Below are 26144 nucleotides of genomic sequence, written 5' to 3'. Positions count from 1 at the left end.
AAATTAGGATGAACCTTCAGGGAGAAATTATACTTTTCAAAGGATTAATTTAAAGTTTCACTTCCTTGCGGACGGCTAAGGGAGTTATTCCCGCATGCTTTCTGAAAAAGCTATTAAAATAGGAGGCGTATTCAAATCCCAGCGTATAGGCGATGTCCGCCACACTCATGTCTGTGTGTTTTAATAATGACCGGGCTTCTGCCAGGATACGGTCATTAATGTGCGTGGTGGTAGACTTGCCTGTTACTTCCTGCACGGCAGCGTTCAGGTGGTTGACATGCACGGCCAGCTGGTCGGCATAGTCGCCTGCTTTCTTAAATTGCAGGGTAAATTGGGGAGGGTCTACGGGAAATTGTCTTTCCAGCAGGGTCAGGAATAGCTGGGTGATCCTGCTGGCGGCGTTCTTAGGGGGTGCGTAGGCTACTGCCGGCTCCATTTTGATGGCTTCATGTACAATGAGTTGCACATGGTTGCGGATCAGTTCATGCTTATAGATATATTCGCTGTCTGCCTCTTCGCGCATGCGGAGGAAAATGCCTTTCAGGTATTCTGTTTGTGCAGGATTCAATAGATAGACAGGATCTCCACCCGGTTTAAACAGGCTGGATTCTTTTAAGGACTCCATGCGCCCGCCTTCCAGCAAAAAAGTTTCTGTAAATACACAGAAGTATCCGGTTACTTCTACATCCGGGTTATCTGCCCAGCTATAGGGCACCATGGGATTGGTAAAGATCAGAGCAGGCTGGTCAAATTTGATATTCCTGTTGGCGTAAAACAACTCCCCTCCTCCTGACAGGATCAGTGAGACCTTGTAGAAATCACGCCTGTTGTAGGATGAGAGGGTGCAATTGTTTTCTCCGGTAGCAGCAACGCGGAAGGTACCTCCGATTTGCTCAAATCTCAGTAGTTCATAATTTGACTGTGCCATGGGGTAAAACTACACATTTCAAAGGGAAATGGAGGCTTCAAATTAAAATGGGTAAAAGTTACTTTTCTACCTGTGTAATCAATTTATACTTTGTAAGGATTACTTTTCTGCAGGGGCAATCAATTCAAACTGGGTAAAGGCTATTTTTCTTCTTGTTTTAAATCCTAATTTCTCATACACCTTTACTGCCCTTTCATTAGTAGCCGTTACATGCAGGAATGGTAATATGCCGGCATCCAGGTTCTTTGTCACGACATGAGCCACCAGTTGCTGTGCATAACCCCGGCCGGTGAATTCCGGATGGGTCACTACCGCACTCACTTCTGTATAGCCATTCATGCGCATGCGCTCTCCTGCCATGGCCACCAGTTTACCTGACTGGAAGATGCCAAAGTATGCACCCAGTAATGGAGTTTGTTCATAAAAAAAACCTGGCTGCACAAGATTGACCAATGTCAACATGTCAGCCAGGTCTGTATCCTGTAATTTTACTACGTCAGTTTGTGGCACCCCTGCTTTTGCCTCGCACACCATTTGTAAACAATCTACCTGCTTTACATATTGCCAGTTTTGCGGCAATACAGGAACATCGCCTACTGTATACATCTTCTCTCCCACCGTAAGCCAGTCGTGCAGTTCATTGTATGGCGCGGCTTCCGGGTGTTCGGCACCCATTAGTTGTAATACGCCTGGTTTGTACCGTTGTACGGTAAGTGTGCCTTGTGCCAATGTGCAGTGCACTGTCTGCAATGCATGCCAGACAGGGTTATCTAAAATTGTCATAATAGGACGATGGTAAATACTATGCCATAAAAAATGGGCTGCCCAGGACTGAAGTGCGCCAAAAGTGTCTAACTTTTTGGGGCACTTCAGACTCCAGGACAGCCCATTTTTTATTAGGGCACCTGTTGGCAGGTAGTATTTAAAGAAATTATCAGATTAGTATTTCCACAGTTCAGAACGTGGAGGTAGTTTCACCACTTTCTGATTCTTATCGTCAAACAGTGTGCGGAACACGAAAGAAGATAAATTGAATGGTCTTACGTAGCTATCTTTCGGATTGATGGCTTTACATCTTTCCAGCAGATACAGTGCGCGGGTTACCTGGTCAGACAGCAACGCACATGTTACGGAGTTTCTTGCACACAAGTTCTTTACATTCTGGCTAACACCCAGGCGTTGCAGGATCTCCTGGTATTTCTCTAACATTCTTGCCAGTACAGCTTTGTTTGCAAGAGATGTTTCCTGTGTTTCCAGGTGCTCGATTGCATAGTCAGTACTATCTACCAGTGCTTTGATTTCCTGGAAACCATTCTCAGGATTCTTTACATCATACAGGTAGTAGAAGTTATTCGGAACTTTATAATAACCATACGCATCATTCAGCCACTGTGACATGGCGCCGGTCATTTCACTGAAGCGCTCATTGTACAGGCGATTGATAGTGCTGCTTCTGAATTTATCCAGTGCTTCGTAATACAGTGTATCGTTACGGAATGGAATTACGCCAGTAAAGTTTGGATTAGGGCGCACGTAGTTCTCGTGAAACTCCTGTCTGAATTCCCGGCCTTCATCAATTACGATCAGTGTTTTTTCGATTTCACCAGCTTTGTTCACCACTTCAATTTTGATAGGGCAATAATAGGTGATGGTGGATACATAGCCATACCTGTTATCGCCGACAGGAACTTTGCGTATTCTGCCAAAATCAACGCCGGTTAAGCCCGGAGAAACGATCCTGAAAGTGATGTCAGGGGTTTCGCCTTTCTTCGCACGCATGTATTTACCAAAGATGTAAATGCTGTTGTGCAGATCAGGTCTGTCATTTGGCACCGTCATGATAGCGAATTTCTCTGTTTCAGGCATTTCCCTGATCAGGGCATCCTGCCATATTTTGCTGGAAGCATATTTGGATTTCAGCTGCAGGTCGTCTTTCTGACCTTCGGGAGAAACCAGCAGGGTGTTAGGTCTTTCGTACAGTGCCAGTGTTTGTGCATACAGGTCGCCAGTGTGGGTTTTGTAGTTGTCTATCAGGGTTTTGATAGCGACTCTTGATTCTTCGTTGTTACCATCCTGCAGGGCATAATAGTAAGGCATCAGTTCACCAGGAGCGGTCTTCAGCAAACTATCAGCATAGTGATGGCTGGCAGCAGGGCCATTCTTTGAAACGTCTGCAGCGACTGCAAATTCTGAGAAACGGGTGTAGATCTTAAAGTTTGCTCTTACAACCATGTCTTTGATGAGTACATACAGGATAGCTTTGTGGATGTCGATCCATCTGTCTTCCAGTTTCTCACCTTTTTCAGGTTTGGATTCGTTGCGGTAGTTGGGCGTGTTGAGGGTGTTAAACACCTCATCATTCAACAGAATTTTGTCAGTGAGCTTTACGGTTTCCTTTAGCTTATCTTTTTCGTTCCCTAAAAAGAAGGCCATGTTAGGTTCTAACAATTGTTTGAATTCCAGGTACTGAGACTTGGCGGTGTTCGCAAGATAGGTACGGCTTTCAGCATCAGTATAGGCAAAGATCATTCTGAATCGTGCGTCGTAATCAAGCATTTTGAACACGATGTCGGATTTTGTTTGTTCTCTGTCTTGAGCAATTGTCCCTTTGGAAACTGTTAACAACGACAAAAGAAGGGGCAGCCAGAATACTGCTGGTCTAAACTTAATCATAGGTAAGGTTTATATTGAATTATTGTCCGCTGGGTTATCGATAAAATGGGATTAATCCGGGCGCAAATATAGTATTATTATTTCACATATCATATCATTTCTATCAAAGTGCGGCAGGTGAATACTATATATAGAAAATAAGAATCCCCTACCTTTGTGGACTATGTTATTTCCTTCATTGTTCAATACTATTTTAATACTGACTGTGCTCATTATCGTAGCGGTGTTGAGTATCATTACGAAAAAGCTCACTGTTGCTGCGGGTATAGCGGCGATTGTGGTGGGATGGGTTATTTTTGCGGGGGCTGGGTATGTGGGAGAGTTACAGTTATTTACATTTTTTGTATTATCAGTATTGGCTACGCGTCATGGCCGGTTTTTGAAGGGGAAGGATCATGGGGAGATACGGGATGTGTGGCAGGTATTGGCGAATGGCGGGGTAGCGGCGATATTGGCGGTATTGGCGATGATTGATTATAATCATACAGAGTTGTATACGTTGATGATTGCGGGTTCGCTGGCTGCGGCTACGGCAGATACATTGTCTTCTGAGTTGGGGATGGTGTATGGGAGGAGGACGTTTAATATACTGACATTCAGGAGGGAAGAGAAAGGGTTGGATGGGGTGATTAGTATAGAAGGAACGTTAATAGGGGCGTTTGGTGCTTTTATCATTGCGTTCATTTATATGTGGGACAGGAGTTTGTGGATTATAACGCTGGCGGGTGTAGGTGGGAATGTGATTGATTCGGTATTGGGGGCGACGTTAGAGCGGAGGAAGATGATAGGGAATAGTACGGTTAATTTTTTGAATACGTTGGCGGGAGGGATGATTGCGTGGTGGTTGTTTTAAGAAGGGGCTAAATGTATATCGGAGGGGGTTATGCACAAATCCGGTGGTTCTTATCCAGCCAGCAGATAAAAAAAACAGGTCCATCTCTAAAACCATGAACCCGCTTGGTATTATCCACTCGCAATTCAAACATTTCAACTAAATTTTGTATTGATCTGCGAAATCTGTTATCAGGATATTTATATATCGGAATAACTGTTGGTGCTAAACCTGTTTTTGCCACTTTTCCTCCTGTAGCTAAAAGGTTTTTCCAATTATATTTATGCAATTTGTTAATGAAATTCCAAAATGTCTTCATATCCTGTTTACTCCAATCAGAAAAGCATTGAAAATCATGTTGAATGAATTTGATGGAGGCAATAACATGCGCACGATCCCCTTCCAATTTCCATCCATTAAAATCTTCCATACTCATTTGAGAAAATTCATCGGGCTGCTGTGCAGCTGAGGCTTCTTTTTTTGGAATGATACTTTTATTATGATGCTTTTTTCCCATTGTTCATTCTTTTTTTATAGTAGTCAATCATATCTTTATGGGTAATTGCTTTATCTACTTTTTCGAACATATCCAATCCCTTTCGTGCTTTTTTCCACGGGAGCTCTCTTTTAGTTAATTCTTGTAAATAGCCAGCAGAGTGTTCTCCATAAATAGTATATACCTCTTCCAGCAGCTCCTCTATTTCAGCAGAAAAGTCTGTCTTTGTCCAATCCTTGAACGAATCAATGGCAGCAGCCCGGGGAATATCCTTGAATCTGCGATAAATACTGGCAACTACAGGTCCATTTGGCCATGACTCTATTTTTTCTTTAAACAGTGGCTTGCCATAAATAGCTAAATGCCATGCCTGTGCGTAGTAGATTAATTTCTGCAATTTTAAATGGGATATCGTATCTCCTGCATTTGTATCAATACGTCCCAAAAACCAATTAGCAATTGCATTTGCATCATAAATCATTGTAAACAATTTTTGTTTTAATAAAGTAATTAATTTTCGCAAATCTAACCAACAAAACCCAATCCACAAGCGGGTTCCATTAGATAATCAACTTGATCATAAGCGAATTATTCTGATCAATTAATTAAATAAATAAAGGCAAATCCGTTTCAGATTTGCCTTCATTTATTGCCCTTATTTTAAGTTACAAATACTATTTCATTATTTCTTTTTTGGGGTTGGCTTTGGCAACACACTATGAGTATTAGCCCACTCTCTCCACAATCCTTCCAGCTCCTTCACCCGTAAAGGCTCCTGTGCAGCCAGATCATTTGTCTCGCTCCTATCCTTTTCTAAATTGAACAAATGCCACGTACTATCATTACTGGCACTTACCAACTTCCAGTTACCCACACGCGCATATCTCGCACCAAAATGTTCATTGAACAATTCCTCATGCCCTGTCACCAACTGCCCTTTAAATGAAGGCACCAGGCTCACCCCATTACCGGCCTGGATCGCATGACCATTATAATTAGCAGGATACTTAGCACCTGCCATTTCAATGAATGTATTCATAAAGTCCATTACATGCCCCACCTGTTTGCTAAAACCACCTTTCTTTGCAGTGATGCCCTTTGGCCAGAAAGCAATCATCGGTGTATGAATTCCCCCTTCAAATGACTCTGCTTTCCAGTAACGGTAAGGCGTATTCGCTACATTCGCCCAACGAGGTCCTATGCTGTAATACGTGGTCTCAGGTCCCGGCATCGCTTTCTTATCAGCATACTCAATCTTCCTGCCATCACGTGTTTCATTCGGTCTGTCAAAACCAGGACCATAGTGATTACAGATCTCTGCACTCGCACCATTATCACTCAGGAACACGATCAATGTATTGTCTAATTGATTCGTCTCTTTCAAGGCTTTGATTATCCTGCCAATCCCCTGATCCATTCTGTCAATCATCGCGGCATGCGTAGCCATTGCTGCTGCATCCCATTCTTTGTCAGGATTTGACGCCCAACTCTGCTCATCTTTAAATCGTGGAGACAATTTAGTAGTTGCGGAATCAATCAGCCCCAGTTTTACCATTTTTTTATAACGGGCTTCACGCACTGCTTCCCATCCTCCTTTATAAGTATCCTTATACTTCGCGATATCTTCCGGCAATGCATGTAATGGCCAGTGTGGCGCATTCTCCGCTACGTACAGGAAAAATGGTTTATCATCATCTGCATACCCTTTGATGTAAGCTACCGCTGTATCTGCAATCGCATCTGTATGATAATAATCTTTAGGTACTTCTTTGATGGGTGTAGTACCACTTACCAGGCTAAATGGATCATAGAAATCCACAACTCCCCAGATGGTGCCAAAGAATTTCTCAAACCCTCTGCTGGTAGGATATTGCGCTATGGGTGAAAAAGCAGGATAAGTCGTATGGTGGTTCAGCCAGTTCAGTTGTTCTTTTGGATCAGGCTGACCATCCGTATTGGATACATGCCATTTGCCAGACATGGCAGTGTGATACCCTGCAGCTTTCAATACCTCTGCAAGCGTCACTGCATTCTCCGTAATATGACCGAGATAGCCAGGCTCATCCTCCGCATCTGTCATCTTACCAATGCCTGCCTGATGATTGTACAACCCTGTCAGCAACGATGCCCTGGTAGGACAACAACGTGATGTATTGTAAAACTGTGTGTACCTGATCCCATTCTCTGCGAGGTAATTGATATTCGGTGTATTGATCTCACCACCATAACAACCTACATCCGAGAAACCCATATCATCAGCGAGGATCACCACAATATTCGGTCTTATTTTCTTTTTGGGTGGATCGGCTTTCTTAAAGCCTCCAAGAGAAAACAACAGCACTACACCTGCACAAACAGTCACTGCACTAAAAATTAGCTTTTTTCTATGCATACTCTCATTTTAAAATTACCAGTTGGGATTTTGTGTCAGATTAGGATTCAGGATAATCTCCTGTTGTGAAATCGCCCACAGGTAGTCACGTTCCGGGTTAAACGCACGTACAAAACTATTATTCACAACGGTGGTCAGCACGCCGTCTTTCACATAGGTCATACCCTTAATTGGACCAGGCATCACATTCTCAGCAGTTCTCCATCTTCTGATGTCAAACAAATGAATTCCTTGTCCACGATCACTTCCACATTGTTCTCTGCAGCATAGCTGAAGAGTGTTTTGAATGTAGTTCGGCTTAAAAATAGTAAAATCTATTTTTTAAAGGGAAATCTTATTTTTCAGGGATGGATCTTCCATATTATCAGGTCAGCGCAACAATTTAGGTGCGGATTTATAAAGGGTAATAAACAGGTGGTGTAGGTAAAGGAGTTGCATTAATTGCATCTACCGGATAAGGGCGTAGGCAAAGTTTTCAAACTACTCTCATTTGCCAGATAAAAATGAATCGAGGTGGGTTTGCATCAGGTAGCGTTATTTATCAATGATCATTCAATGGTAGTCCCCGGCGCTGAAACTCTTTCCAATTAAGATACTCATCGCCCCGGCGCTGTTCTTTCATCGTGATACAGTCATCTACCGGGCATACCAACTTACACAGATTACAGCCCACACATTCATCTTCTTTAATAGCGTATGTATTATAGGGATTGCCATATGATAAACTAATTGCCTGATGCGAACCATCTTCACAACTGATATAGCACAATCCACAATGGATACATTTATCCTGATTGATATTCGCAACAATATGATAATTGATATCCAGTTCCTCCCATTGCGTCAAAGTGGGTACTGACTTTCCAATGAAATCATAAATGGTGGCAAATCCTTTTTCATCCATCCAGTTATTTAATCCTTCACAGAGGTCCTCAATAATTCTAAATCCATACCGCATAGCGGCTGTGCACACCTGTAAGCTGGTGGCGCCTAGGAGCATAAACTCCACTGCATCCCGCCAGGTACTGATACCCCCAATACCAGAAATGGGTACTTTTGAAGTAATCGGGTCCTGACTGATCGTCGTTAAAAACTTTAATGCGATTGGTTTCACCGCCGGGCCACAATAACCACCGAAAGTAGATCGGCCGCCTACATTTGGATTGGGAACGAAGGTGTCTAAGTCTACACCTGTTACAGACTGAATGGTATTAATGAGTGACAATGCATTCGTACCGCCGGCTACTGCTGCTTTTCCCGTGGGTACCACTGAATGTACATTGGGGGTTAGTTTTGTAATTACGGGGATATGGGCGGCTTCCATGACCCACTCTACGACCATTTTTGCTATTTCAGGGTCCTGGCCTACGGCAGCTCCCATGCCACGTTCTGTCATACCGTGGGGACAGCCAAAGTTTAATTCTAATCCGTGGGCGCCGGTGTCTTCAACTTTTTTGATTAATTCATGCCAGCTGTCTTTGTTGTTGTCTGCCATGAGAGATACAACCATAGCCCTGTCGGGGAATAAGCGGATGCATTCTTTAATTTCTTTTAGATTGAGGTCCAGCGGGCGGTCACTGATCAGTTCAATGTTATTCATGCCCATTATACGATTGCCATTGTAATCTATGGAGGAATATCGGGAGGAGACGTTTTTTACCTGGCTGCCGAGGGTTTTCCATACGACACCACCCCAACCGGCTTCAAAGGCGCGGAGGACATTTACCTGTTTATCTGTTGGGGGCGCGCTTGCCAGCCAGAAAGGGTTGGGGGATTTGATGCCTAAAAAATTGGTTGAAAGGTCTGCCATAAGTTAATTTTGAAACAGATAAAACAATAAAGAGTTTTGCGTATCGGCGATCATGGTCTGTTTTTTTAGAACAGGTAAACAATAAGGAGTATTGCGTATCCGCAATCATGGTTTATTGTTTAGAACAGGTAAACAATAAGGAGTTTTTCTTTCCTGCGATCATAGTCTGTTTTTTTAGAACAGGTAAACAATAAGGAGTATTGCGTATCGGCAATCATGGTTTATTGTTTAGAACAGGTAAAACAATACGCTATTCACCAATCAGGTATTGCAATATTGCCTTCGCTCCTTCCTTCCCGGCCTGCACCGCATCTACCACCTCCTTCCCCCCATTCACACAATCTCCTCCTGCAAACACCCCAGGCAAACTAGTAGCAGCATGTTCATTGATCAATACTCTACCATGATCATTATCTATCTGCGGAGATGCCATTGTATAGGGCAACTGCCCCGTTGCCTTAATCACCATATCTACATTTAGTGTAATCAACTCTCCTGTACCCACCGGTAATTTCCTTTCATCTAACCGCATCATTTCACATACTAATTGTTTCACCTGCCCATTCTCTCCTGTAATTTCTTTTGGCGCTGCCAACCAGATAATATTACATCCATCCAGTTTTGCGATATTTAATTCTGCTTCGGTACAAGGCATTTCTGCTTCGGTTCTTCTATATACAAGAGTCACTTCTTTTGCACCTAATCTTTTTGCCTGCGTAGCCGCATCAATAGCTGTCATGCCCATACCAATCACAGCTACAGATTCACCTACCGGCACTTCAGGATAGCCCTTTGTACGGATCTCATAGATGAAATGAATTGCATCTACCACACCATCTAATTGCTCACCAGCTATCGATAACTGTCTTGCCAGCCCTACACCATATGCGAGGTATACGGCGTCAAATTGCTGTTGTAATGTTTCTAATAATACATCTTTGCCAAGTTGCATATTGTATAGCACATTGATACCGCCTAATGAAGTGATATAATCTACTTCTTCCTGACAGAACTGTGGTGTTACTTTATAAGCCGCAATCCCGTACGTCATCAACCCTCCACCCTTGCTTTCCTTTTCGTAAATTGTTACATCTACCCCCTCTCTCGACAAGGCATGTGCGCAACTCAATCCCGCAGGACCTGCGCCAATCACTGCCACTTTTTTTCCATTGGAGGGCTGCCGGGTAAACAATGGCCATTTCTCCCGGATAGCCCGTTCTGTGGCATAGCGTTGTAATTTTGCAATCGGGATAGCCTCTTCTTCCAGGAGATTGTATACACAGGCACCTTCGCACAACTTTTCTACAGGACATACTTTTGAGCATCCTCCCCCCATGATATTGGCAGATAGGATGGTATATGCCGCTCCTTTCAGATTTTCTGTTGTAATCTGCTTTATAAATTTGGGTACATCGATACTGGTCGGACAACTTTTCGTACACGGCGCATCATAGCAGAACAGGCAGCGGTTTGCCTCTACCAGCGCAGCACTGTGAATTTCAAATGGAGGGTGGATGTCGCTGAAATGCGCATTGTATTCTTCGGTGGTCAACCTGTTATTACGAAGAGACATAAGAATAATTTATAGTTCAGTAAGCTTGACACATGTCTCAGATGGTATTACGAATAGCCATTACTATGATCTACAACTCTGTAAGCTTGCCATATGCCTCAGCCGGTATTACGAATAGCCATAACAATATTCTACAACTCTGTAAGCTTGCCATATGCCTCAACCGGTATTACGAATAGCCATTACTATGATCTACAACTCTGTAAGCTTGCCATATGCCTCAACCGGTATTACGAATAGCCATAACAATATTCTACAACTCTGTAAGCTTGCCATACGTCTCCGGCCTTCTATCCCTGAAAAACTGCCATACACTCCGCACCTCATCAATCATCCCCAAATCAAACTCTGCCACCAGCAATTCATCCTTATCTTCTGAAGCCTGTGCAAATATCTGCCCACGAGGATCCACGAAATAAGAAGACCCATAAAACCTCCCTAAATTCCACGGCTTCTCTTCACCTACCCTATTGATGCATCCCATAAAATACCCATTGGCCGCTGCATGCGCAGGCTGTTCCAGTTTCCAGAGGTATTGAGAAAGCCCTGCTACCGTTGCAGATGGATTGTATACGATCTCTGCTCCATTCAACCCCAATACCCTTGCCCCATCCGGGAAATGACGATCATAACAAATGTAGATCCCCACCTTCGCATAGCGCGTCTGAAACACAGGATATCCTAAATTTCCGGGCTTGAAAAAGAACTTCTCCCAAAAACCAGATGTATGTGGTATATGATTCTTTCTATATTTCCCTAAATATTTCCCATCTGCATCTATGATCGCTGCGGTGTTGTATAGTACGCCTGCCTGCTCCTTTTCATACACCGGCACAATGATCACCATATTATATTTTGCTGCATAGGCTGCCATTCGCTCTGTAGTCGGCCCAGGTACTGGTTCGGCAGATTGATACCAATCACTGTTCTGACCTGGACAGAAATAAGGTGTATTAAAAATCTCCTGCAAACAAAGGATCTGTACTCCCTGCTCTCCGGCAGCTTCTATAAGTGGCACATGCTTTTGAAACATCGCCTCTTTGATTTCTTCAATCGTACCTTCGCCTTCCGTTTTCGGTAAACTCATCTGGATTAACCCTGATTTAATAATACGTGACATGCGATTCTATGATTTTGGTTAGATAATGCCATTAACTTTATTTCGGTGGATAAACTGCCCGGCGCCTTTGGGTAACAAACAATCGCCATTCTCTATTGCGACCTGGCCACGCAGTAATACAGTCTTTACTTTGCCCGTAACAGGCCAGCCTTCGTAACCGGAGTAATCCACATTCATGTGGTGGGTACTGACTGATAATACGTGTTCTTCAGTCGGGTCAAAGATGACGATATCAGCATCGCTGCCTATACCGATTGTTCCCTTACGGGGAAACATCCCAAAGATCTTAGCAGGGTTTGTACAGGCTACTTCTACAAATTTGTTCAGTGTGATTTTTTTTTCATGCACACCTTCACTATATAATAATTCCATCCTGTTCTCTATCGCCGGATGACCATTGGGGATCTTTGAGAAATCATCTTTTCCCATGAGCTTTTGGCTCCACATAAAAGGGCAATGATCTGTCGCTACTACATTTACCAGGCCCTGGTTGATACCCGCCCAGAGGGTTGCCTGATCCTTGGGTTCTCTCAGTGGAGGACTCATCACCCACTTCGCACTTTCAAATCCTCTTTCATAATATGATCTATCCAATACTAAATATTGAATACAGGTTTCTACAAATACATGCTGGTTACGCCGGGTTGCATTGCGTACTGCATTCAAAGCGCCTTCGCAGGTAAGGTGTACAATATATCCGGGGCAACCGGTATAATTAGCAATATCTGCAAAGCGGCCGGAAGCCTCTGCTTCTGTTACTTCTGGTTGTGAGATGTAATGATATCTTGGAGATAGATTGCCGTTCGCCCTGTTCTGTGCTACAAGGTAATCGATCATGTCTCCATTGGTGGCGTGTACGGTTACCATGCCTCCATGTTTTTTTACTTCCTGCATGAGTGCAACCATCTGCCGGTCGTCTATCATTAAGGCACCTTTGTAGGCCATGAAAGTTTTGAAGGAGGTGATGCCTTCTTCCTCGATCATGGTTCTTATTTCGGCTTTTGTATTTTCATTGAAATCAGTAACTGCCATGTGGAAACTATAATCACCTACAGCGGTGCCGCGTGCGCGGCTGTTCCAGTCATCCAGGGCTTCTTTGAGTGAATGGCCCTGGGTTTGTAATACAAAATCAATGACGGTGGTGGTACCGCCGAATAAAGCTGCCCGGGTACCTGTTTCATGGGTATCGCTGGAAAATGTACCCATGAAAGGCATAGCCAGATGGACATGCGGGTCGATACCACCGGGGAATATAAGTTTGCCGCTGGCGTCTATTTGCCGGGTAGCAGTGATGGGTAGGTTCTTTCCGATTGCAGTGATCACTTCTCCTTCTATAAAAATATCAGCCACGTAATCATCGGCAGCTGTAATGATTCTTCCGTTTTTAATCAGCAGTGACATACTCGATAGATTTTATTGAACGCATCATCAGTGTGTAACCAATGCCTGAAACAAAAAAGCCCACAAACCATACATAGCTATATATGCCAGTTACCCATGCAGGTAATGCATCTGAAGGCATAATATCTCTTCCTTGTTAATCAGCAGTGACATACTCGATAGATTTTATTGAACGCATCATTAGTGTGTAACCAATGCCTGAAACAAAAAAGCCCACAAACCATGCATAGCTATATATGCCTGTTACCCATGCAGGAAATGCATCTGCAGCAATGACATGTATGGTGGCCAGGAAACCAGGAATATTCGGTGCAATACCCAATAATAATGCAAGTAGCGCATACCTGTTGTACCCATTAGCATAACTATACCGGCCATCATGCTGGTACAATTCATCCAGTTCCAGGTGTTGTTTGCGCAGCAGGTAGTAATCAGCAATCATTATACCTCCTACAGGGCCTAACAAACTTGAATAACCCACCAGCCAGGTAAATATATACCCTCCCGGATCAGCTACCAGTTTCCATGGGAAGATGAGAATACCAATGATACCGGTAATAAAACCTCCTGTACGGAAACTGATCTTCGCTGGGTTCAGGTGTGCAAAGTCATTGGCCGGACTTACTATATTTGCAGCAATATTCGTAGCCAATGTGGAGATAGCGACCCCTATCATGGCGATGCTTACCAGTATTTTATTATCAAACTTACCAGCCAGCACTACCGGGTCCCAGATTGTGGTACCATATACTATAGTCGTAGCTGATGTAACCACTACCCCTATAAATGAAAACAACGTCATAGATGTTGGTAATCCTAATGCCTGTCCTTTTACCTGTGCCTGCTGACTAGTTGCATAGCGTGTGAAATCAGGGATATTCAATGAGAGGGTGGCCCAGAACCCTACCATACCCGTGAGTGCAGGTATAAAGAATGCCCAGAAGGCACCTGCATTTTGAAAACGGGAAGGCTGGGTGAGAATAGGTCCTAATCCACCGTTTACTGCGTGGATGGCCCAGTATAATAAAGCCAGTGCTGCAACAGGTAGGAAGATCGCTTTGAATACTAATAGTTTTTTGATGCTGTCAATGCCTAAATACACAACATACATATTCAATATCCAGAAAAGGATAAAACAAATTGCCGGACCTGTGGCCAGTCCCCATGAAGCAGGGAATAAAGCAGGCAATTGTTCCAATGCCGGTATCCACAGTCTTAGCATCTGATAGATAGCAAAGCCGCCAATCCATGTTTGTATGCCAAACCAGCCACAGGCTACAATGGCACGTAGTAATGCAGGGACATTTGCGCCTTTGGTGCCGAAGCTGGCGCGGGCAAATACAGGGAAAGGAATGCCGTATTTGGTGCCGGCATGACCATTTAAGATCATTGGTATCAAGACGACTGTATTGCCTGCGAAAATAGTGAGGATCGCCTGCCACCAGTTCATGCCACCTTCTATCAGCGAACTGGCCAGCATGTAGGTGGGAATGCACAGGCTCATACTGATCCAGAGAGCTGCGTAATTCCAGGTGTTCCAGGTCCTGCTGCCTGCAGGTACGGGTGCCAGGTCTTCACTGTACAAATTGGTAGGCATATGAATAGTAGTTAGTTCTCAGATTACGTATTGGTTAGTGGTGTAATAAGTAGTAGCAAGGGTAAAGAGACTTTTCTTAGAAAATATGAGACTTTTCTTAGAAAATATAAATCCACTGATCAGTCTTTTGCCCTCAGGTTATTAAATTGTCTTAACCGACCTATTGCTAAATTGTCTTAACCGACCTATTGCTAAATTGTCTTAGCCGACCTATTGCGTTCAGCTCACATACTCATCTGCTATTCCCAGTGCATCATCAATTATCGCCAATCCCTTATCCATCTGCTCTTTTGTAATACTCAATGGTGGTGCTATAAACACATAATTCCACCGTACAAATGCATACATCCCCAGTTGTTTTATCCGTGCTGCCACCTTATTCATCACCACCATCTCCTCCGGCTTTGCATTAAATGGTGCCATCGGCTCTTTTGTATCCCTATTCTTCACCAGCTCTATACAACCTAATAACCCAGTCGTTCTGAAATCTCCGATACAAGGATGTTGTGCTTTCATCAGTTCTACCTGTTCTGTCACATATTTCCCCATATAAGCTGCATTTTCCAACAGGTGTTCATCTTCATATATCTTCAGTACCTCCACACCTGCTGCACAGCATACCGGGTGTGCAGAATAAGTCAATCCCAGCCACAAAGTCCTTTCATCAAAATGCGCCGCTATCTGATCACTCACTATCAATGCACCCAATGGCAGATACCCGGCTGTAATCCCTTTGGCTGTCGCGATCATATCAGGCACTACTCCGTGTACATCGCAGGCAAACCATTTACCTGTTCTCCCAAATCCACTCATCACCTCATCAGCTATAAGCAGGATACCATGCTTATCACAAAGTGCTCTTATCTTTTGCAAATAATCAGGCGGATATTTTATACAACCGGAACTTCCACTTTCCCCCTCCATCAATATAGCCGCAACATTTTCGGGTCCTTCAAATTCAATCACCCTTTCCACATGGCTCACACATTCCCTTGAACAGGAATTCATCTCCTTTCCCCATGGGCAACGATAACAATAAGGATCTTCCACATGCACAAAGTTTGGGGCCTGCTGGGCATCTGCTGCCAGTTTACGGGGATCGCCCCCGGCACTCATCGCCACATAAGAAGCGCCATGAAACGCACGGTAGCGGGTTATGATCTTATGTCTGCCCGTATAGAGTCTGGCTAGTTTCACTGCATTTTCAATGGCACTTGCACCACATACTGTAAAGAGCGTTTTAGTGAGATTACCCGGAGAAATAGCGGCTAACTTCTTCCCTAATTCCCCCCTCGCCTCCGTCACACAACCGGGTGTTACATAGCTCACCGCCTGCATCTGCCGTATCACCGCTTCAGTGACCCGCTGGTTACCATGACCAATATTTACATTTATCAATCCGGACGAAAAATCCAGATATCGCTTATCATCATAATCATACAGGTACACTCCCGCTGCATGCTTTACAGCAATAGGTTGCAGGCCTTTCTGCCTGCTCCATGAAAATAGTGTATAGTCGAGATTATCCTGGATAATCCCCTGTGCGGTTGACAGGTCAACAATAGCTGACATACAATAATTTTTATCAGACTTGAAATACTCCTAGCTCATCCAGTTAATCCCTTCTTCCGGGTTCCATTTGGTCGTACTTTTCTTTAGCCTGGTCCAGAATTCAATTGAACTTTTTCCAGTGATATCGCCCACGCCGAATTTACTTTCATTCCAACCTCCAAATGAGAATGGCTCACGGGGTACGGGCACGCCTACATTCACACCGATCATTCCAGCACTTGCCCTCTCCGCTACATAGCGGGCCATGCTACCATTTTGCGTAAACACAGACGCGGCATTGCCATAAGGGCTTGCATTTTCTATATCAAGTGCTTCATCTACGGTGGAAGTGCGAAGTATACTGATCACAGGTCCAAATATTTCCTCCTTCGCTACGGACATGTCAGGGGTTACATAATCAATGATGGTGGGTCCTACATAAGTACCGTTTTCCTTACCCGGTACAGCTGCGCCTCTGCCATCTACTAATATGCGGGCGCCATTCTTTTCTGCTTCTGTAATATACTGCTCTATTCTGTTTTTTGCATCTTTATTAATCACCGCCCCTAAATTTTTTCCGGGAATGATTTTCTTCGCTTCCTCACAAAGAATGGCGATGATGTGATCCACATTTCCTACGCCCACCATGGCAGATGCCGCCATACATCGTTGTCCGGCGCAGCCACTCATAGATGCAGCAATGTTTTGTGCGGTCATATCCGGTTTGGCATCCGGTAGTACCAGCAGGTGATTCTTTGCACCACCCAGTGCCAGGCAGCGCTTCAGACTTTGTGTAGCACGCTGGTACACGATCTTCGCCACTTTGGTAGACCCTACAAAAGAAACAGCTTGAATGTCAGGATGATCACAAATGGCATTCACGATTTCACTATCGCCATTCACGATGTTAAAAACCCCATCCGGCAACCCGGCTTCTTTTAATAATGAAGCGATCAGGCCCACACTCAATGGCACCTTTTCCGATGGTTTAATGATCATGCAATTGCCCAAAGCCAGTGCATTGGGAATCGTCCAATTCGGTACCATGGCCGGGAAATTAAATGGTACGATAGATGCCACTACCCCAATAGGAACATGGGATGTACGGCATTCCACTCCACTGGATACCTCGAGTACCTCGCCTGCTATAAGCTGTGGTAGTGAGGTGGCGAACTCTGTCAACTCTATACATTTTTCTACTTCCTGTACAGCTTCTCCATACGTCTTCCCATTTTCAGCGCTGATCACACTAGCGAGTGTTTCCAGATTCTTCTCCAACAGGAATTTGTACCTGAAAAAGACCTGCACCCGTTCTTTAATAGGTGTGCGGCTCCAGCCCGGAAATGCCTTTTTGGCTGCCTGTACAGCGATGTCCAGATCCGCGGCTGTGGAGCAGGGCAGCTCTGTCAATAATGTACCGTCAATTGGAGAGATGACGGGAATTGTACGGTCGGAAGCGATCCTGGTAAAACTTCCGTTTACAAAATTCTGCAATTGGTCGTATTTCATTTGCCTTGGGGTGTTTGGGTAAAAAGTTGTGAGTGGGTGGTCAGCCACTGACATTTTTAATACGATAAGATCAATTTACTAAAAAAAATGTACATTTAATGCATACTTTCTGAAATTTCTGCATTTTCTTGCATTATAACCCTTACTATGGCGAAGCATAAAATACCCGAGAAGTTACCAACTCAACTGGATGATCTTGATTTTTCGATTTTATCATTCCTCCAACAGGATGGAAGGGTGTCGTTTACCGTGATTGCGGAGAAACTGAATGTATCCATTGGTACCATCAGGACCCGGTTTAACAGATTGATTGAAGAAGGGACCATCAATATTATAGGCAGAGTGGACCCGGATAAGGTAGGATTCAGATCTTATGCACATATCGCAGTGTACATCCGGCCGGCCACCTTCAAAGAACACGTAGCCAGGCAGATTGCACAACTACCGGAGGTGAGTTTCCTGGCTATGACATCAGGCTCATATGACCTGGAAGTCAATGTTATGTGTAGAGATAATGATCATTTAGTACAGTTCGTCAACCAATTATCAGAGATTGAGGGGGTGTACCAGACCAATACGACGATCTATTTTAAAGTCTACAAGTATGCCCAACCCGATCTGATGCTGCTGAAGCAGTAATCTTTTTTTACGCTATTTTAACAATCTCCCCCGGCTATTCTCGTTAATTTTGCATGCAGACGAAAAGATTAACCAATGATTGTTTTAGACACATTCTACAACCGTAAACAGGAGATCGTGCACGGCATTATCCACGCCGTCGGCATCCTCTTTGGGCTCAGCGCCCTCCCGGTGCTGACCGGTATTGCTGCTACTCATGGAAATACCCCGGGTATAGTAGGCGCCGGTATTTACAGCTTTTGTTTTATCCTGCTTTTCACCTGCTCTACCGTATACCACCTGGCCCAGGATCAACAGGTAAAAAAGCTCTTTGTGGTATTGGATCATATCAGTATCTATTTCCTCATTGCCGGTACATACACACCATTTTTACTGGTGTTTATGAACAATGCATTCGGGATTACGCTGCTCTGTATTTTGTGGGGACTGACCGCCGTTGGTGTCGTTTTTAAATCCTTCTTTACAGGGCGGTTCAATATCCTGAGCACTATCATCTATCTCATTATGGGATGGATTATGATTGTAGGAGGTAAAACATTTTTTACTTCCCTGCCTGTGCCTGTGATCACCATGATCGCTATTGGCGGTGTTTTGTATTCTATCGGTGTGTACTTTTACCTTTGCGAGAAAAAGACTTATACCCACGCCGTATGGCATTTCTTTGTGCTCGCAGCTGCTATTTGCCACTACGTAGCTGTACTGTTATCCGTATAGAATTATTACCTTGGCATTTTAAACCGAATGTTATGAAGAAAGCCATGCTTCTGCTGCTGGTAGGCATGACCGTTATACAGGTGAGTAAAGCACAGGATAAACCACGTTTCTGGGATGATGTACAGACGATTAAACACTATGACCAAATGTACGCCCCGCCTGCTAACCCGATCGTTTTTGTAGGAAGCTCTTCTATCCGTAAATGGGAAGATGCTGAACGAACCTTTGCCGCCTACGATGTGATGAACAGAGGTATTGGGGGTGCTGTGGTGAATGATATCACCTTTTACCTCAACGATCTGGTATTTGCATATCATCCACGCGAGATCGTGTTGTATGTAGGAGAAAATGATATTCCGGATGGTGCGGTTGCTGATACAGTACTCGATCGTACGAAAAAGCTGATCACTGCCATCAGGGCAAAACTGCCGGAAACGCCGATCACTTATATATCAATTAAGCCAAGTCCATCCCGTGATAAATACCGGGAAACTGTGAAAGAAGCAAATGCACTGATTCAGGAATACCTGAAAACGCAGCATAAGATTACATGGGTAGATGTGTATACGCCGATGTTGACAAAGGAAGGGAATTCAAGGCCTGAGATTTTCCAGAGTGATATGCTGCATTTGAATAAAGATGGGTATGAGATATGGAAGAAGTTAGTTCAACCTACGCTGGTAAAGAAATAAATAATACGCTCAAAAGAAATCCCCGCATAGTCAGCGGGGATTTCTTTTGAGCGTATTTTTATAAAGAGACCTTTATCTTAAAAAACGCTACTCTCCTATCTTTTCTAATGGTAATTTCAACCCACCCATAATCACATTCGCTTTCACCACCTTTCCTGCTGCATCTGTCACAAACTCTATCTGCCTGTCCGTACCATCACTGTAATAAAATTTCTTCTCTGATTCAGGTATCAGCTCTATATCATCCACCCCATTTACCTTACGGTATAATTTACCTTCTTTCCTGATCAGCTCTATTTTATTTCCAACAAAATAAGTCCCCACATAATTATCTATCACCGCATTATTGATAGCCGCCGCCTTGTGAACATAAGGATTCACAACTGGCATATTCAGCATGATACCTGCCAATCCACCGGCTACATATTGTGCATTGGATTCATTGTTGGATAATACGATCACATTGAAATCGCCATCTTTATACCAGCTGATCACTGACCGGTATCCGGGAATGCCCCCACTGTGCCAGATCCTGGGATGGGTATCCAAACTGTCGATCATCAGACCATAACCATAATGGCCCATATAAGCGGTGGTCATTTTCCTGGTAGTAGCTTCGGACAATACCTTATTGCCAAGCAATGCCTGATCCCAGGCCAGCAAATCCCCTACGGTTGAATACATGCCACCAGCAGCATAAGGACCTGACATGGTATAAAAAGGTATATTATAGTCTTCCCAATAACCATGTGTACGGTAAGGCAAGAGGGTATCAGGACGATCCATGCCGGTATTTTTCAAACCCGCTTTGTCAGTGATCTTTTTAAGGTAATTCGCAAATGGCTCACCCGTTACCTTTTCCACTATATATCCCAACAGGAAATAGTTGGAATTGCTATATGCCCATTGAGAACCGGGTGTGAATAAGTAGGGTTGTGACTGGAAACTTTTAATAAAGTCAGCAGGGGCTACATCCAATACATCAGCATGCAAATCGGTTTCTGGCAGAGAGGTATAATCTGTAATACCCGTTGTCTGGTTCAGCAGCATGTGTATTGTGACCTGGTTGCCCTGTGGATAATCAGGAATGTATTTGCTTAGTTTGTCATCCAGGCTCAGTTTACCCTGTTCCTCCAAATGCAGGATACAGGCCGCCGTGAATTGCTTGGTGATGGAGCCGATACGGTATTTACCGGCTACCGTGTTTTTCACATGCCATTCCTTATCAGCTTCGCCAAAAGCACTGCTGTAAATGACTTTACCTTTCTGCGCTACGAGTACGCTGCCACTGAAATGGGAGATGGTGGCCTGGGCACGCATATAAGCGTCCAGCTTTAATGGATAGTTGGTTTGCGCCTGGGCGGCAAAGGGTAACAGGAGGAATAAAAGTATCTTTTTCATAGATTGAAGATACGATTTCAAATAAATGAAAAAGCTTTTGCCTTCGGCAAAAGCTTTTTCATTTGGAAGATTTCGTTCTAAGAACTTTAGAAAATTCCTTTCTAAAAAGAACCGCTGTTTTATTCTAAAGTTGTAAATACCACTCTACCAATATTCATACGTACACGTGCGCTGGAACCATTGCTGGAAGTATTCAGAATTTTGAATCTCACCGCAGTACCCGCTGCTGCACCAATTGTAAAGGTCTCTGTATTCATTACTGACACTGTGCTGCTGATTGCACTACCTACCTGGGTCCAGGTTGCACCTGCATCATAAGAAGCGAACAGCGTGAAACCATAGGTCACACCATCACCGGTATCATAGCTTGCACCTGCGTGATCGATGGCTATTGTCTGCACACCGGTCAGGTCAAAGTTCATCATGATATAACCATCGTCTGTGCTACTGTTAGTACCTCTCAGACGGGCTGTATTTGTATTACCGCTGGTGAATACGTCCTTCACTGTAGAAGTACCGGTTACCGCTATCAATGACTGGCTAAACTGCCATGAGCCTACGTCCTGTGTGGTTGCTGCATCTGCATACCCTGTTTTACCACCTTTGCTGAAGTTTTCAGTATATACTACTGTGCTGGTACCACCACTGCCGCTACCTGAATCACTACCACCGTCGCTGCCACCGCTACCTGAATCACTACCACCTGAGGAGGATGAAGTAGATCTGATCACGTCTGTAGTATCACGGATATTTACTTCATAACTGGAGCTATTGATGTTCAATACACCTGTGTAAGAAGATGCTGCTGTAGGGAAGGTGGATGATGCGAAAGAAGCACCTGTACGAACAAAGGAATTCACTGTACCTGTTGCATCTGTCACGACTACTGTACCTGAATAAGTACTGCCTGCTGTATTGCTCAGGGTAACTGTTTTAATGGTCACCAAAGTACCGGAGAGCGCCGCTGCCTGCGCCTCGAGTTCTGTAATGGTCAATACCTTTGGCGTGATGCTCATGGTATCGCCGGTTGCTGTAGCACTATCCAAAGGAATGTTGTTCAGTTCCAGCTGACCATAATAGCTGGTCAATGTCTGACCGCCTATTGCAATCTTCAGTTTCTGTCCCTGTGTAAAGCTATGTGCTGCTGTGAAACGTACAAGGATACCTGACATATCGTTACCTTCCTGGAGGTACAGGTTCTGTGTATTCACGTTACCCTTTGCACTATTGGAAATCACATAACCAGTGATATAACGACCTCTTGGTACTGTGATGTCTGCACTGCTATACAGGTTACGCAGACTATCGATGCTGATCTGTTCTACACTGTCGCTGGCAGTTGTACCATCGCAACGAACACCTGTCATATCAGCTACGTCATCCAGTGTACGGATGTAGAACTGTTTGTCAGAGTTATAGAAAGAGTAGATACCTGTGATGGTACCTTTACCCTGTGCCACCGTTTTATTTGCAAAGCTGGCATAACCGCTGGTACGAACAGAGAGCGTATTGGCAGAGCAATCCTGCAGGGTTACGTTTGCAGTTGTTGAATTTACGCTGTCAGCATATGTTGAACTCAGGTAGCTGTCTGCAAACTCCACATCCTTGATGCTTACGAGCATGCTCTGGTAAGTGGAAGACAGTTCGCTGATGGTCACTTCTACCGGCTCCACCACGTTGCCAGTGCTACCCACGGTGATGAAATCATCGATCACAGAGCTGGAAATACGCTGTGGCTGGTTGCTGCTGTTTACACCCAGCCCCAGTTCCAGCAAACCATTGTAAGTACCCAGTGTCAGACCTTTCAGGTTGATAAAGAGTTTACGGCCTACAGGATAGGAAGCATACAAAGAAGATTGATCGATTTCGATTTCGATACCTGCGGTTGCATCCTGCAGGGTGATCTTTTTATACAGGTTATCTTCCTGGTCGTTACCTGTCACCACACCTACTATAATCAGGCTGTCGGTAATTTCTACCGGCGTACCGGTATACATTGCCTGCAATTCTGCAATGGTAGTAGTCGCCTGAATGTCTGGGTCAGTTGCATAAGGAGGTTCATCGTACTGGCGCTTACAAGCTCCAAAAGTAAGGGATAATAAAAGCAGCATCCCCAATAAGGTACGGTAAGAATGCAATAAATTTCTCATTGTTATAGCTGATTATATTTTTAATAATTAAAGTCTGAATGCAAGGCTGGCAAAGAAATTCGTGCCGTATGCATAATAGAATTTCGGAGGAAAAGTGCTCGCGTCTTTATCTGTATAGTTAAAACGCAACTGCTCATAACCACCGCTGATCAGGTTCCTGTTGTTCAGCAGATTGTTCACACCCAGTGTAAATACAATTGATGCAGAACGCCCACCTACATGTGTATACCAGGTCTTTCCACCAAAAAGATCCATGGTTACCTGCGATGGCAGTTGCTCCTGATCCAGGATGGAATGCCACTGTGAAGAGTTGTGCTGAACATCTTCTGTCGCTCTCTCCGTACGTCTTACCGGGTTAATCTCCAGCCACATCTGGTTGAAGTAGTTCGCATTCACATTTACAAACCAGTTTTTCTTACCCTGGTAGTTCAGCCCTACGGTGTAGGCTTCCTGAGGTGTCTGACCTACATGATAGTTCTTGGTGTATACTGTTTCTGATGTGATCACATCAGAGCTGTTATCAGATGTTACTACCGCATGCTGACGGGAGTCGTAGAAATAACGACCGATGTTCGCAGCTGCAGTCGCCTTCAGCCCTTCGTAGACAGGTACTTCGATACCGAACTCCATACCATAGTTTACCTTGTCTATATTAGACAATGCATAGTTTACAAAGCTGGCATAGCTATCATCGTAATAGCTCATGATGTCCATACCATCCTGGAACAGGGAGTAGTAGGCATTCAGGCGAACTTTTACTTTCTCCGCATTCATGACGTAACCAGCTTCTGCGCTATATACCTTCTCTGCTTTCACATCGCTCTGTGTACCATTGTGGTTACGTGGAGAGATGAAGATGTTCTCTACATAAGGAGAGCGGGTGGACGCTGATGCATTCAGGAATACATAGTTACGGCCATCGATCTTGTAGGTAGCACCTGCTTTGAAAGCGTAGTTATTGAAGTTGAAGGTTTCAGATTTACCTTTTGAGTTAGTTGGATACAAACCATTCCTGATATATCCTTCGCGGAACATAGATGTATGGTCATATGCGCCGGATACAAAGAAGTCTACATGGTCGTAGTGGAACATACCCTGTAAGAACACTTTCGCATCGTTTACGTTCATAGAATAGTCGTAACCATATTTATCCTTTCTTTTCAGGATGCGGTTAGGATTATCCAGGTCAAACTGTTCAACATCTTCCGTGCTGGTATTGGTCTGTTGTGCGAACTTATTCACATTCACATAGAAGTCGCCCCCCAGCAGATCGTGTACACGCTGGTAGTTGCGGTCACGCTGGTGGTTGAAGTAGATACCAGCGGTGAGGTCGGCATGTTTGTTCAGGTTCTTATTGTAAATAGTATTGAAGTTAAATTTCCTGGTCTGTACAACTCTGTCCTGCAGGATGTACAGGGAACGGTTGCCCGTTACACTGTTGCCGGTGATACCGTTTGCATTTTCAACAGTCTCTTCATTGATACGGTTGATGTTGTACATCTTTGTCCAGTTGATCTGGCGATAAGATTCATCCGTACGATATTTATTGGCAATGTACTCAGCAGCAGCGGTGCTTTCCTGGTAGCTTGGCAGGTTGCGGTAGTAGTCAGGTCTTGGATCTGGTGCATTGTACCAGTCAAGTCCTGTACGTGCACGCTCACCATAAGAGAAAGCAACGGCAGTATTCAGACGGCTCTTGTCGTCGATCTTCCATTCATGACTCAGGATGGCATATGGCTGATAGGTAGTGGTATAATTTGCACTACGCTTTTTGCCATCCTGCCATCCCCATGAAGAGTTGTAATAATGTGAACCTGCGAGGTCGTACATCTCTTTCGTAGCGGCGGACTGACCACCATCAGCAGTTGGCGAACCGAAGGTCACGAAAGACAGCATGTGCTTTGCATTGATCTTTTTGTCTGCTGCGAAGAAATAAGATGCACCTTCGTAAAATGTACCCTCTACATAACCATCTTTGGAATAACGACCGGAAGCTGCGAGAGAAAAAGCCCACCCTTTCTTGCTCATACCTGAACTCCAGCTGGCCATAAGACGGTGATTGTAGTTACCACGGGTTGCTGCATAGCTGACACTCAGTTGCTGACGCTGACGGAAAGCACGTGTGTCAATGTTGTTCACACCTCCGATATCGCCTAAACCGAAATCAACCGGGCGCAGACCATTGGCACTTTGCCTGTTTCGCATTACATCGTTCAGACCACCCCATAAACTCCATGGTGTGAAGCCATTAGTAATGTTTTTTACAGGAATGCCATTGATATATGTTTCAAAATAATCGGCATTATAACCTCTTACTTTGAACCTTGCAGCATTGAAATTTGCCACGTTTGAAAAATACGGATCCCTTCCTGCATATAGAATGGAGGAGATGTTCTGACCGGCGGCATTGCCATTGTCAGAGTCTGTTTCATCAATAGAAATGATGGGAATGTTGGCCTTTACATCCTCTCTGATCAGAGAATCCCGTACATAGGCTGAATCACGAACCTGTGACCTTGCACTGGAAATGAACATACAAAGGCATCCCACCGCAACTATTCTGTTGTAAATAGACATAAGGATTTACGAATGGTGTTTGTTTAAAAAATAAATGCAATAGAATCCCCTACCCGGAAATGAATCCGTTTATTAAAATGTATTTGCTA

At 44.2% G+C, this 26144-nt stretch carries 21 protein-coding genes; 4 read left to right on the top strand and 17 right to left on the bottom strand.

Translation table 11 applies throughout. From position 1 onward, the window contains the following. Positions 1-49 precede the first annotated feature (49 nt). The 3 genes from SIO70_RS13225 to SIO70_RS13215 all read right to left on the bottom strand — a co-directional run bounded on the left by SIO70_RS13225 (position 50) and on the right by SIO70_RS13215 (position 3601). Positions 50-928, bottom strand: coding sequence for a helix-turn-helix domain-containing protein (locus tag SIO70_RS13225; RefSeq protein WP_320581327.1), 879 nt, complete (start codon positions 926-928; stop codon positions 50-52). A gap of 99 nt (positions 929-1027) precedes the next feature. Then, complete coding sequence (locus SIO70_RS13220) at positions 1028-1711, bottom strand: GNAT family N-acetyltransferase (RefSeq protein WP_320581326.1); 684 nt, start codon at positions 1709-1711, stop codon at positions 1028-1030. 156 nt (positions 1712-1867) lie between these two features. After that, positions 1868-3601, bottom strand: a complete 1734-nt coding sequence (locus SIO70_RS13215; protein WP_320581325.1) for a hypothetical protein — start codon at positions 3599-3601, stop codon at positions 1868-1870. 163 nt (positions 3602-3764) lie between these two features. Here SIO70_RS13215 and SIO70_RS13210 point away from each other — a divergent pair, with 163 nt between their 5' ends. After that, the gene (locus SIO70_RS13210; protein WP_320581324.1) at positions 3765-4454 is read left to right on the top strand and encodes a DUF92 domain-containing protein; all 690 of its coding nucleotides are present in this window, start codon (positions 3765-3767) and stop codon (positions 4452-4454) included. A gap of 28 nt (positions 4455-4482) precedes the next feature. On the opposite strand, the gene SIO70_RS13205 is transcribed toward SIO70_RS13210, so the two are convergent. From SIO70_RS13205 to SIO70_RS13155, 11 genes are all read right to left on the bottom strand, one after another. After that, positions 4483-4950, bottom strand: coding sequence for an MAG6450 family protein (locus SIO70_RS13205; protein WP_320581323.1), 468 nt, complete (start codon positions 4948-4950; stop codon positions 4483-4485). Next, positions 4931-5410 (bottom strand): Panacea domain-containing protein, encoded by a 480-nt coding sequence (locus SIO70_RS13200; RefSeq protein ID WP_320581322.1) that lies wholly within the window; start codon positions 5408-5410, stop codon positions 4931-4933. Before SIO70_RS13200 ends, SIO70_RS13205 begins: the two co-directional genes overlap by 20 nt. Before the next feature lie 201 nt (positions 5411-5611). After that, on the bottom strand, positions 5612-7321 hold the full coding sequence (locus SIO70_RS13195) for an arylsulfatase (RefSeq protein ID WP_320581321.1): 1710 nt from the start codon (positions 7319-7321) through the stop codon (positions 5612-5614). A gap of 15 nt (positions 7322-7336) precedes the next feature. Beyond that, positions 7337-7543: a RagB/SusD family nutrient uptake outer membrane protein gene (locus SIO70_RS13190; protein WP_320581320.1), complete on the bottom strand. Its 207-nt coding sequence runs from the start codon at positions 7541-7543 to the stop codon at positions 7337-7339. A 319-nt stretch (positions 7544-7862) separates the two neighbouring features. Next, the gene (gene preA / locus SIO70_RS13185) at positions 7863-9131 is read right to left on the bottom strand and encodes an NAD-dependent dihydropyrimidine dehydrogenase subunit PreA (protein WP_320581319.1); all 1269 of its coding nucleotides are present in this window, start codon (positions 9129-9131) and stop codon (positions 7863-7865) included. Between the two features lie 250 nt (positions 9132-9381). Next, positions 9382-10704 carry an NAD(P)-dependent oxidoreductase gene (locus SIO70_RS13180; RefSeq protein WP_320581318.1) on the bottom strand — a complete coding sequence of 441 codons (1323 nt, stop codon included), beginning with the start codon at positions 10702-10704 and terminating at the stop codon, positions 9382-9384. A gap of 253 nt (positions 10705-10957) precedes the next feature. Then, entirely contained in the window at positions 10958-11824 is an 867-nt protein-coding gene (locus SIO70_RS13175) for a nitrilase-related carbon-nitrogen hydrolase (protein WP_320581317.1), read from the bottom strand. An 18-nt stretch (positions 11825-11842) separates the two neighbouring features. Further along, entirely contained in the window at positions 11843-13225 is a 1383-nt protein-coding gene (hydA, locus tag SIO70_RS13170; RefSeq protein ID WP_320581316.1) for a dihydropyrimidinase, read from the bottom strand. Positions 13226-13361: 136 nt separating this feature from the next. Then, on the bottom strand, positions 13362-14822 hold the full coding sequence (locus SIO70_RS13165; RefSeq protein WP_320581315.1) for an NCS1 family nucleobase:cation symporter-1: 1461 nt from the start codon (positions 14820-14822) through the stop codon (positions 13362-13364). 219 nt (positions 14823-15041) lie between these two features. Beyond that, entirely contained in the window at positions 15042-16394 is a 1353-nt protein-coding gene (locus SIO70_RS13160) for an aminotransferase class III-fold pyridoxal phosphate-dependent enzyme (protein WP_320581314.1), read from the bottom strand. A 30-nt stretch (positions 16395-16424) separates the two neighbouring features. Next, a complete protein-coding gene (locus SIO70_RS13155) occupies positions 16425-17882 on the bottom strand; it encodes a CoA-acylating methylmalonate-semialdehyde dehydrogenase (protein WP_320581313.1) in 1458 nt (485 codons plus the stop codon). Positions 17883-18029: 147 nt separating this feature from the next. Here SIO70_RS13155 and SIO70_RS13150 point away from each other — a divergent pair, with 147 nt between their 5' ends. From SIO70_RS13150 to SIO70_RS13140, 3 genes are all read left to right on the top strand, one after another. Further along, positions 18030-18521 carry an Lrp/AsnC family transcriptional regulator gene (locus SIO70_RS13150; protein ID WP_320581312.1) on the top strand — a complete coding sequence of 164 codons (492 nt, stop codon included), beginning with the start codon at positions 18030-18032 and terminating at the stop codon, positions 18519-18521. Between the two features lie 75 nt (positions 18522-18596). Then, positions 18597-19235, top strand: a complete 639-nt coding sequence (trhA, locus tag SIO70_RS13145; protein WP_320581311.1) for a PAQR family membrane homeostasis protein TrhA — start codon at positions 18597-18599, stop codon at positions 19233-19235. Between the two features lie 32 nt (positions 19236-19267). After that, positions 19268-19927, top strand: coding sequence for a GDSL-type esterase/lipase family protein (locus SIO70_RS13140; RefSeq protein WP_320581310.1), 660 nt, complete (start codon positions 19268-19270; stop codon positions 19925-19927). Positions 19928-20014: 87 nt separating this feature from the next. On the opposite strand, the gene SIO70_RS13135 is transcribed toward SIO70_RS13140, so the two are convergent. The 3 genes from SIO70_RS13135 to SIO70_RS13125 all read right to left on the bottom strand — a co-directional run bounded on the left by SIO70_RS13135 (position 20015) and on the right by SIO70_RS13125 (position 26055). Then, the gene (locus tag SIO70_RS13135; protein WP_320581309.1) at positions 20015-21328 is read right to left on the bottom strand and encodes a serine hydrolase domain-containing protein; all 1314 of its coding nucleotides are present in this window, start codon (positions 21326-21328) and stop codon (positions 20015-20017) included. 119 nt (positions 21329-21447) lie between these two features. Next, the gene (locus SIO70_RS13130) at positions 21448-23478 is read right to left on the bottom strand and encodes a DUF5689 domain-containing protein (protein WP_320581308.1); all 2031 of its coding nucleotides are present in this window, start codon (positions 23476-23478) and stop codon (positions 21448-21450) included. A gap of 27 nt (positions 23479-23505) precedes the next feature. Continuing rightward, entirely contained in the window at positions 23506-26055 is a 2550-nt protein-coding gene (locus SIO70_RS13125) for a TonB-dependent receptor (RefSeq protein WP_320581307.1), read from the bottom strand. Positions 26056-26144 lie beyond the last annotated feature (89 nt).

Origin of the sequence: Chitinophaga sancti (assembly GCF_034087045.1) — a bacterium.
GTDB classification, from domain to species: Bacteria; Bacteroidota; Bacteroidia; order Chitinophagales; family Chitinophagaceae; genus Chitinophaga; species Chitinophaga sancti_B.
This window is presented reverse-complemented; position numbering and strand designations above follow the sequence as displayed.